Annotated in this window: 2 protein-coding genes; both read left to right on the top strand. The window is 64.8% G+C overall.

What is annotated here, in order from left to right:
• Positions 1–102 precede the first annotated feature (102 nt).
• A complete protein-coding gene (locus EI969_RS10750; RefSeq protein ID WP_160387752.1) occupies positions 103–837 on the top strand; it encodes an alpha/beta fold hydrolase in 735 nt (244 codons plus the stop codon).
• A gap of 243 nt (positions 838–1,080) precedes the next feature.
• On the top strand, positions 1,081–10,314 hold the full coding sequence (locus tag EI969_RS10745) for a non-ribosomal peptide synthetase (RefSeq protein ID WP_160387750.1): 9,234 nt from the start codon (positions 1,081–1,083) through the stop codon (positions 10,312–10,314).
• Positions 10,315–10,366: the final 52 nt, after the last annotated feature.

The following is a 10,366-nucleotide window of genomic DNA, read 5'->3' as shown; positions in this document are numbered from 1 at the left end:
CTCGCTTCGCGAGCAGGCTCGCTCCCACAAGGAATCTCTATCCAGCTAATTCCGGCTACACCTCATCCGTTCTCTAAACAGACAACTTTCGAGGAAAGCCTGGTGACCCCGCTGACATTGCTGTGCCTGCCCTATTCGGGCGCGAGTGCCATGGTCTATAGCCGTTGGCGGCGCAAGCTGCCGGAGTGGCTCAAGCTGCAACCGGTGGAATTGCCGGGGCGCGGTGCGCGGTATGGCGAGCCCCTGCACACCGACATGCGCCGTCTGGCGCTGCAACTGGCCCACGAACAGAAAGCCACGCTCAAGGCGCCGTATGCGTTGTTCGGCCATAGCATGGGGGCGTTGCTGGCCTGCGAGATGGCCCATGCGTTTCGCGCGCTGGGCTGCCCGGAGCCGGTCGCGCTGTTCGCCTCGGGCACCGCTGCGCCGACCCTGCGCACCGACTACGACCGCGGCTTTGCCCAGCCGAAAACCGACGCCGAGCTGATCGAGCAATTGCGCACCCTCAACGGCACCAGCGAAGAGATCCTCGCCAATGAAGAGTTGATGAGCCTGACCCTGCCGGTGCTGCGCGCGGACTTCCTGCTGTGCGGGCGTTTCGAGCCGATCCAGCGCCCGTTGCTCAAATGCCCGGTGCACGTGCTCGGCGGCAAGTCCGATCGCGCCACCCCCGAGCAACTGATCGGCTGGAGCCAGGAAACCCGCGGCAGTTTCTCGGTGGACATGCTGGCCGGCGGGCACTTCTTCATCCATGAGCAGGAGGCCAAGGTGCTGCGGGTGATCAAGGATCAGTTGGAGGTGCATCGTCGGCGGCATTCCATGGCTGCCGTGGGTTAACACCACTCCCAAATTTCACCCGATCCCTGTGGGAGCGAGCTTGCTCGCGATGACGGCGGCACATTCAGCATGGATGTGACTGACACTCCGCCATCGCGAGCAAGCTCGCTCCCACAGTGGTTTTCATCGTTCTGCATTCCGCGTTTCACCTCCCGCCTGATCCGCTAATTTTTCCCGCCTGCATTCGTTTTATAGGGACGACGCGCCTTTGCGCCTGCTGCCTACTGATGCGGATGCCGATAGATGAATGCTGAAGACTCCTTGAAACTTGCTCGCCGGTTTATCGGGTTGCCCCTGGAAAAGCGCCAGATGTTCCTTGCGGCCTTGCACAAGGAGGGCGTGGATTTCGCCCGTTTTCCGATCCCGGCCGAGATCGAGACCGAGGATCGCCATGCGTTGTCCTACGCCCAGCAACGCATGTGGTTTCTCTGGCAACTGGACCCCCGTAGCGGCGCCTACAACTTGCCGGGCGCGGTACGGCTGAGCGGACGCTTGAATCTGGCCGCGCTGGAGCAGGCATTCGCCAGCCTGGTGGCGCGGCATGAAACCTTGCGCACGGTGTTCCAGCGCCAGGCCGACGACAGCTTGCAGCAAGTCCCCATCACGGCACCGCTGCTGATCGAACACGTGGATTTCAGCGCACTGCCCGCCGAAGAACGCGAACGGGCCGTGGCGCAAACCGCAGAGCAGCAATCGCTGCTGCCCTTCGATCTGTCGAGCGGGCCGCTGCTGCGGGTCACCCTGCTCAAGCTCGCCGACCAAGAGCACGTGCTGCTGCTGACCCTGCACCACATCGTCTCCGATGGCTGGTCGATGAACGTGCTGATCGACGAATTCATCCGCTGCTACGACGCCTTTGATGCGGGCACACAACCGCAGCTGGCAGCGTTGCCGATCCAGTACAGCGACTACGCCCTGTGGCAGCGCCGCTGGCTGGAGGCGGGCGAGCAGGCCCGGCAACTGGCGTACTGGCAGGCACAGTTGGGCGACGAGCATCCGGTACTGGAATTGCCCCTGGACCATTCGCGCCCGGCGATGCCGAGTTATCGCGGCACCCGCTACGAATTCGCGGTCGAGGCGCAACTGGCCGAGCAACTGCGCGGCACCGCGCAGAAGCACAACATCACCCTGTTCATGCTGCTGCTCGGCGCCTTCAACGTGCTGCTGCATCGCTACACCGGGCAAGCCGACATCCGCGTCGGCGTGCCCATCGCCAACCGCAACCGTGCGGAAATCGAAGGCCTGATCGGCTTCTTCGTCAACACCCAGGTACTGCGTACACAGCTGGACGGCCAGACCCGAGTCGACGAGCTGCTGCGCGCCATCAAGGAAACCGCCCTCGGCGCCCAGGCCCATCAGGACCTGCCGTTCGAACGCCTGGTCGAAGCGCTGAAACTGGAACGCAGCCTCAGCCACACGCCGCTGTTCCAGGTGATGTACAACCACCAGCCGCAGGTGGCCGACATGGCTTCGGTCAGCACCGCGTCCGGCCTGGTGCTGGGCAGCATCGACTGGCAAAGCCGCACCACCCAGTTCGACCTGACCCTCGACACCTGGGAGAAGGGCGGCAAGCTGCACGCCGCGCTGACCTATGCCAGCGACCTGTTCGAGCCCGCGACCATCGCGCGCATGGCCGCGCACTGGACGCGTCTGTTGCAGGCGATAGTCGACGACTCGACGAAAAAAATCGGCGAGTTGCCGATGCTGACGACGGACGAGCAACAGGTGCTGGTGCACGACTGGAATCGCACTGCCGAGGTGTATCCGCTCGAGCAGTGCATGCATCAACTGATCCAGGCCCAGGCCCGACGTACGCCCGAAGCACCAGCGCTGGTGTTTGGTGAGCGCGAGCTCAGCTACGCGCAACTCGATGCCCGCACCAGTCAACTGGCTAATTACCTGCGCGAGCAGGGCGTTGGCCCGGATGTGTTGGTGGGGATCTGCGTCGAGCGTTCCCTGGAAATGGTCATCGGCCTGCTGGCGATTCACAAGGCCGGTGGCGCCTACGTACCGCTCGACCCGGAGTACCCGGCCGAACGCCTGGCCTACATGATCGACGACAGCGCGATTGGCCTGCTGCTCACGCAAGGCACTCTGCTCGACGTCTTGCCCACCGACGGCGTCAAGGTCATCGTCCTGGATCAGCAGCAAGACTGGCTCGACGGCTACAGCGACACCTGCCCGCAGGTGGACGTGCATCCGTTGAACCTGGCCTATGTGATCTACACCTCCGGTTCCACCGGCAAGCCCAAGGGCGCGGGCAACAGTCACGCGGCGCTGGTCAACCGTTTGTGCTGGATGCAACAGGCTTACGCAATCGATGGCAGCGACTCGGTGTTGCAGAAAACCCCGTTCAGTTTCGACGTGTCGGTCTGGGAGTTCTTCTGGCCGCTGATGACCGGCGCGCGCCTGGTGGTGGCGCCGCCGGGCGCGCACCGTGAACCGGCGCAGTTGATCCGCCTCATCGCGGACTACCACATCAGCACGCTGCACTTCGTGCCGTCGATGCTCCAGGCGTTCATCCACGAACCGGGTGTCGAGGCCTGCACCAGCCTCAAGCGCATTGCCTGTAGCGGTGAAGCCTTGCCGCTGGATGCGCAATTGCAGGTGTTCAAAAAGCTGCCGGCTGCCGGGTTGTACAACCTGTACGGCCCGACCGAGGCGGCCATCGACGTGACCCACTGGACCTGCGTCGACGAGGGCGCCGACAGCGTGCCCATCGGCCGGCCCATCGCCAACCTGCGCACCCATGTGCTGGATGCGCAATTGCTACCGGTTCCGGCCGGCGTGGCGGGGGAGTTGTACCTTGGCGGTGCCGGCCTGGCGCGCAGTTATCACCGGCGCCCGGCGCTCACCGCCGAGCGTTTCGTGCCGTGCCCGTTCCACGACGGCGCGCGCCTGTACCGCACCGGCGACCGCGTACGCCAACGTGCGGACGGCGTGATCGAATACCTCGGGCGCCTCGATCATCAAGTCAAATTGCGCGGTCTGCGCATCGAACTGGGAGAGATCGAAACCCGCCTGATGCAGCATGACCTGGTGCGCGAGGCCGTGGTGCTGGTGCAGGGCGGCAAGCATCTGGTGGCGTACCTTGTGCTGGAAAACGCCGACGCCCACGGGCAGTGGCCGCAAACCCTCAAGGCCTGGCTGCTCGGCAGCCTGCCGGAATACATGGTGCCGACCTACCTGATGCCGCTGGACGCCTTGCCGGTGACCGCCAACGGCAAGCTCGACCGCAAGGCCTTGCCGCCACCCGACGCCGCGCCGCAGCAGGCATTCGTCGCACCGCAGGATGCGATGCAGACTGCGCTGGCGCAGATCTGGCAGGACGTATTGGGCACCGACCCCGTGGGGCTTGAAGACAACTTCTTCGGACTCGGCGGCGACTCGATCATTTCCATCCAGGTGGTCAGCCGCGCCCGTCAGGCCGGCATCCGCCTCAGTCCGCGCGACCTGTTCCAGTACCAGACCGTGCGCAGCCTGGCACTGGTCGCGGCGTTCGACAGCCGCAGCTGCATCGATCAAGGCCCGGTCAGCGGCGAGGTGGTCCTGACCCCGGCGCAGCATTACTTCTTCGAACAGGCCATCGCCCAGCGCCAGCACTGGAATCAGTCGCTGCTGCTGACGCCCCGGCAAGCGTTGGATCCCGAGGCGCTGGAACGGGCGTTGGTCACTGTCATCAACCATCACGATGCCTTGCGCCTGCGCTTCATCGACGCTGCCGAAGGCTGGCAGCAGCGCCATGCCGCGCCAGTCGAGAGTGCTGGACTGTGGCAGCGCCGGGCGTCTTCGAGCGAAGCCTTGACCGCCCTGTGCAATGAAGCGCAACGCAGCCTCGATCTGGCGAACGGGCCGCTGCTGCGTGCCTTGCTGGTCAGCCTCGAAGATGGCAGCCAGCGCCTGTTGCTGGTGGTCCATCACTTGGTGGTGGACGGGGTGTCGTGGCGGGTGTTGCTCGAAGACCTGCAACAAGCTTACCGGCAAGTGGCCTTGCCCGAGAAAACCAGCGCCTATCAAGCCTGGGCGGCGCACTTGCAACAGCATGCCGGTACCATCCTTGCGCAAATGCCGTACTGGCAGGCGCAACTGGCGGATGCCCGGGACCTGCCATGCGACAACCCGCAGGGCAGCTTGCAGCAGCGCCACGGGCACAAGATCGAATCGAAACTCGACGCCGGGCTGACCCGCCAGTTGCTGCAACAGGCACCGGCGGCCTATCGCACCCAAGTCAACGACCTGTTGCTCACCGCGTTGGCGCGGGTCATCTGCCGCTGGAGCGGGCAGGGCTCGACGCTGATCCAGCTCGAAGGTCACGGCCGCGAAGACCTGTCCGACGACCTCGATCTGAGCCGCACCGTCGGCTGGTTCACCAGCCTGTTCCCTGTGCGTCTGCAACCCGAAGCCGGGGCGGAGAAATCGATCAAGTCGATCAAGGAGCAACTGCGCGCCATTCCCGGCAAAGGCCTGGGTTATGGACTGCTGCGCTATCTCGGCGAACCGGCGCAGCGCGAGGCTATGCAAGGCTTGCCGACGCCACGCATCACCTTCAACTACCTGGGGCAGTTCGACCGTCAGTTCGATGACGCCGCACTGTTCAAACCGGCTGCGGAAAGCGGCGGCCAGGCCCAGGGCGACGAAGCGCCGCTGGCCAACTGGCTGACCGTGGAAGGCCAGGTGTATGGCGGGCAGCTCTCGCTGCAATGGGGCTTCAGCCGCGAGATGTTTGCCGAGTCCACGGTTCAGCGCCTGGCCGATGCCTACGGCGAAGAACTCAGGGCACTGATCGAGCATTGTTGCACGACAGCGACAGGCCAGGTCACGCCGTCGGACTTCCCGCTGGCGCGCATCACCCAGGCGCAGCTTGATGCCTTGCCTGTCCCGGCGCCGGCCATCGAGGACGTTTACCCGCTGACGCCGATGCAGCAGGGCATGCTGTTCCACACCCTGTACGAGCCCCAGGCCGAGGCCTACATCAATCAGTTGCGCCTGGACATCCAGGGGCTGGAGCTGGCGGCGTTCGGTCGGGCCTGGCAGGCGGCGATCAATCGTCACGACATCCTGCGCAGCAGCTTCCACTGGCTGGGGCTTGAGTGCGCGCACCAGGTGATTCATCGTCAGGTCGACCTGCAACTGCAAGTGGTCGAGGCGGCTGACATCGACCTCGATGCTTTGGCGGCTGAAGAGCGTAGTCGCGGCTTCGAACTCGGCACCGCGCCGTTGTTCCGCCTGTTGCTGGTGCGCCGGGGCGCGCAAGACTGGCACCTGATCCATACCAGCCATCACATCCTCATGGACGGCTGGAGCAACGCGCAGTTACTCGGCGAAGTGATCCAGCACTATGCAGGCCAGTCGCTGAGCAAACCGTTGGGGCAGTACTGCGACTACCTCGGCTGGATTCAACAGCAACCGCTGCTGGCCGCCGAGCAGTTCTGGAAACAAGCGCTGGCGCCGCTGGAAACGCCAACGCTGCTGGCGCAAGCCTTGCCGACGCCCGCCGACGGGCGCGGCATGGGCGAACATCAATTGACCCTCGAGAGCGCCGCGCTGCAGCGCCTGAGCGATTTCGCCCGCCAGCAGAAAATCACCCTCAACACACTGCTGCAAGGCGCCTGGGGCCTGTTGTTGCAGCGCTATACCGGCCAGTCCTGTGTGGCGTTCGGCGCAACGATTGCCGGACGCTCGGCGCCATTGCCGGGTATCGAGCAGCAGTTGGGGCTGTTCATCAACACCTTGCCGATCATTGCCGCGCCGCAGGCAGGGCATTCGGTGACCCAGTGGCTCAACGACCTGCAAGCCCTGAACCTGAGTCTGCGCGAATACGAGCACGTGCCGCTGTACGACATTCAAGGCTGGGCCGGGCAACAGGGGGCGCTGTTCGACAGCCTGCTGGTGTTCGAGAACTTCCCGGTGGCCGAAGCCCTCAAGCAAGGCGCGCCGGCGGGCCTGACCTTCGGCGCGTTGCACAATCACGAAATCACCAGCTACCCGCTGACCCTCGGCATGGAAGTCGGTGCCACCCTGCGGCTGGATTTCAGTTTCGACCGCACCCGGTTCAGTGCCGAGCAGATCAACCAATTGGGCGCCAGCCTGTTGCAGGTGCTGGAGCAATTCGTCGCGCAACCGCAACAGTCACTGGGTGCGATCAGCCTGCTGGACCCTATCGCGCAAGCCAAGGTGTTGGCAGGTTCGCGTCCGCCTGCGCCGCCAATCGACAGCCCGTTGCTGGCCCATCAGCGTTTCGAGCAACAAGCAGCTCGCACACCCGATGCGCTGGCCGTGATCGTCGGTGACGAGTGCCTGACCTACGCCCAACTCAATGCGCAGGCCAACCAACTCGCCCATCGCCTGCGCGCCCAGGGTGTGGCACCGGGGCAGCGGGTCGGCCTGGCGGTGCGACGCAATGCACAGATGATCGTCAGCCTGATGGCCATTCTCAAGTCCGGCGCTGGATATGTACCGCTCGATCCGGATTACCCGGCCGAGCGCCTGGCCTACATGATCGAAGACAGCGGCATGCACCTGCTGCTGGCGCAACCGGGATTGCTCGGCGATGTAGCGCTGCCGCAAGGTTTGCCGCGCCTGGCGCTGGAGGCGAGTGCCGACGGTTTCTCCACGGATAACCCGGTCAACCTCGCCAGCGCCGAAGACCTCGCCTATCTGATCTACACCTCCGGCTCCACCGGACGGCCGAAAGGCGTGTGCCTGGCCCATGCCGCACTGCGCGAGTTTTGCGTGATCGCGGCGGATTATTCGCAACTCACGGCGCAAGACCGCGTCCTGCAATTCGCCACCTTCAGCTTCGACGGCTTTGTCGAGCAATGCTACCCGCCGCTGTGCGTGGGCGCGGCGCTGGTGATGCGCGGCGATGAGTTGTGGGACACCGACAGGCTGTATCGGCAGATCATCGAGCAGGGCGTGACCCTGGCGGATTTGCCGGCGGCCTACTGGTTCCTCCTGGCGCAGGAGTGGGCCGCGCAACCGCAGCGTGAGAAAGGGCACTTGCGTCAGGTTCACGTCGGCGGCGAAGCCATGTCGCTGGAAGGCCTGAAGCTGTGGCACGTCGCCGGTCTGGGCGATGTGCGCCTGCTCAATACCTATGGCCCGACCGAAGCCACGGTCGTTTCCAGTACCCACGAATGCACGCTGGCCGATACCCGCAATCACATTGGCGTGCCCATCGGCACAGCGCTGCCGGGTCGCGCGTTGTACGTGCTGGACAGCGAAGGCCACCTGCTGCCGACCGGTTGCGTCGGCGAGTTGTGCATCGGCGGTGACGCCGGCCTTGCCCAGCGCTACCACCAGCGACCGGGCCTGAGCGCCGAGCGTTTCATCGCCGATCCGTTTTCCGCCACACCGGGCGCGCGGCTGTACCGCAGCGGCGACCTCGCGCGCTATCGCGAGGACGGTGCGCTGGAATACCTGGGGCGCATCGATCACCAGGTGAAAATTCGCGGTTTCCGCGTCGAACTGGGTGAGCTGGAAGCACACCTGCAAGGCCTGCCGATGATCAGCGAAGCCGCGGTGCTGGTGCACGAAGGTGTCGGCGGCAAGCAGTTGATCGGCTATGTGGTGCCGGCCTCGGATGAACTGCTGGACGCTGATGCGCGGCAACTCACCGACACCGTGCGCCGTGCCCTGGGCGAACGCCTGCCGGACTACATGCTCCCGGCGCAACTGGTGTTGCTCGCCGCGTTGCCGCTCAACCGCAACGGCAAACTCGACCGCGCAGCGCTGCCGGCCCCGCAAGTCTGGGAAGTTGAACTCGGCAGCGCACCACAGGGTGCACTGGAAACCGAGCTGGCGCAGATTTGGCAGCAGGTGTTGCAGGTCAGTCGCGTCGACCGCGAAAACAGCTTCTTCGAACTGGGCGGGCACTCGCTGCTGGCGACGCAGATCGTCTCGCAGATTCGCCAGCGCCTGGGCCTGTCGGTGAGCCTGCGCAGCCTGTTCGAACACCCGCGCCTCGAGGATTTCGCCGCACAGGTGCAAACCCTGCAACACAGCTGTGAACGCCCGGCGCTGGTGGCGGACACCTCTGGCGAGCGCTCGCCGTTGTCCTTTGCCCAGCAACGCTTGTGGTTCCTGTGGAACCTGGAACCGGACAGTTCGATGTACAACATGCCCGGTGCCTTGCGCCTGCGTGGCGAGTTGAATCTTGAGGCCCTGCGCCAGACCTTCGAAACCCTGGTGCAGCGCCACGCGGTATTGCGCACCACCTTCTACGAAGAAGACGGCCAGGCCTGGCAACGGCTGCACGAGCAATTGCCGTTGAGCTTCGAGGCCGACGACCTGCGGCATCTGCCGGCGCCGGACGACACCGCGCAACAACTGGCCCGCGAGGAAGTCGCGCGGCCATTCGACCTGCGCCATGGCCCCTTGCTGCGGGTGCGGGTGCTGCGGGTCGCGGATGACCAGCATGTGTTGTTGCTGACGGTGCATCACATCGTCGCCGATGACTGGTCGTTCCGCGTCCTGATCAACGAGTTCGTCACGCTCTATCCAACCCTCAACCGTGGCCAGGTCCCGAAGCTGCCGGCGCATAGCGTGCAGTACGCCGACTTCGCCAAATGGCAGCGCCAGTGGCTGGAGCAGGGCGGCGAATTGCAACGCCAGCTCGACTACTGGCAGCAGCGCCTCGCCGAACCGCTGGCCGTGCTGGAGTTGCCTGCCGATGGCGACCGACGCATTGCACAGGAAGGCGCCAGCGCGCATTTCACCTTCGGTGCCGAACTCAGCCAGCAGCTGCGCGACTTTGCCCAGCAACGCGATTTGTCGCTGTTCATGCTGCTGCTGGCCGGCTTCACCCTGGTCCTGCGCCAGCGCACCGAGGTCAATCGCGTGCGCATCGGCACCGATATCGCCAACCGAAATCAAGCCGAGCTTGAAGAAATGGTCGGCTTCTTCGTTAACCAACTAGTACTGCAAGTGGAAGTCGATGCCGGGCAGCCGGTGGCGCAGTTGCTGGACGCTTGTCGCCGGGCGGTGCTGGAGGCTTCGGACCATCAGGACCTGCCCTTCGAGCGCCTGGTGGAGGCCTTGCGCTTGCCGCGTCGGGCCGGACGTTCGCCGCTGTTCGACATCAAGCTGATTTACCAGGAAGGCGTCGGTCGCCTGCCGTCGATGGAGGGCCTGCAAGTCGAGGACTTCCCGTCCGGGCGCCAGGCCGCCGAGATCGGCATGGTCGCTGCGTTCTACAACGACGCGCAGCACATCCACCTGAGCTTCGAGACACCGGCCGGTCAGTACCTGCCGAGCACGCTTGAGTGTTTGTCCGAACAGATTCAGGCGGTGCTCGCAGCGTTGATTGGCGCTGGTGGATTGCAAGTCGGCGATTTGCTCAACCTGGCCAGCGATGTCCAGCGCCGGGCCGATGCGCGCTTGAGCGAGCAACGCAAGGCCTTGCTCGGCGGGGCCATGGCGATCAAGCGCCGCTCGGCGAACCGGGCTGCGCCGACAGCGCACACCGCAGCTGACTGATTCAGGCGGCGGCGCCCTTTAGCGCCGCCGTGATCATTTTCTGGAGGGGTTT

The organism is Pseudomonas sp. PB101, assembly GCF_009764265.1.
In the GTDB taxonomy this organism is placed as follows: Bacteria; Pseudomonadota; Gammaproteobacteria; order Pseudomonadales; family Pseudomonadaceae; genus Aquipseudomonas.
Note: the sequence above shows the minus strand (reverse complement) of the source record. Positions and strands in the feature narration are given on the sequence as shown.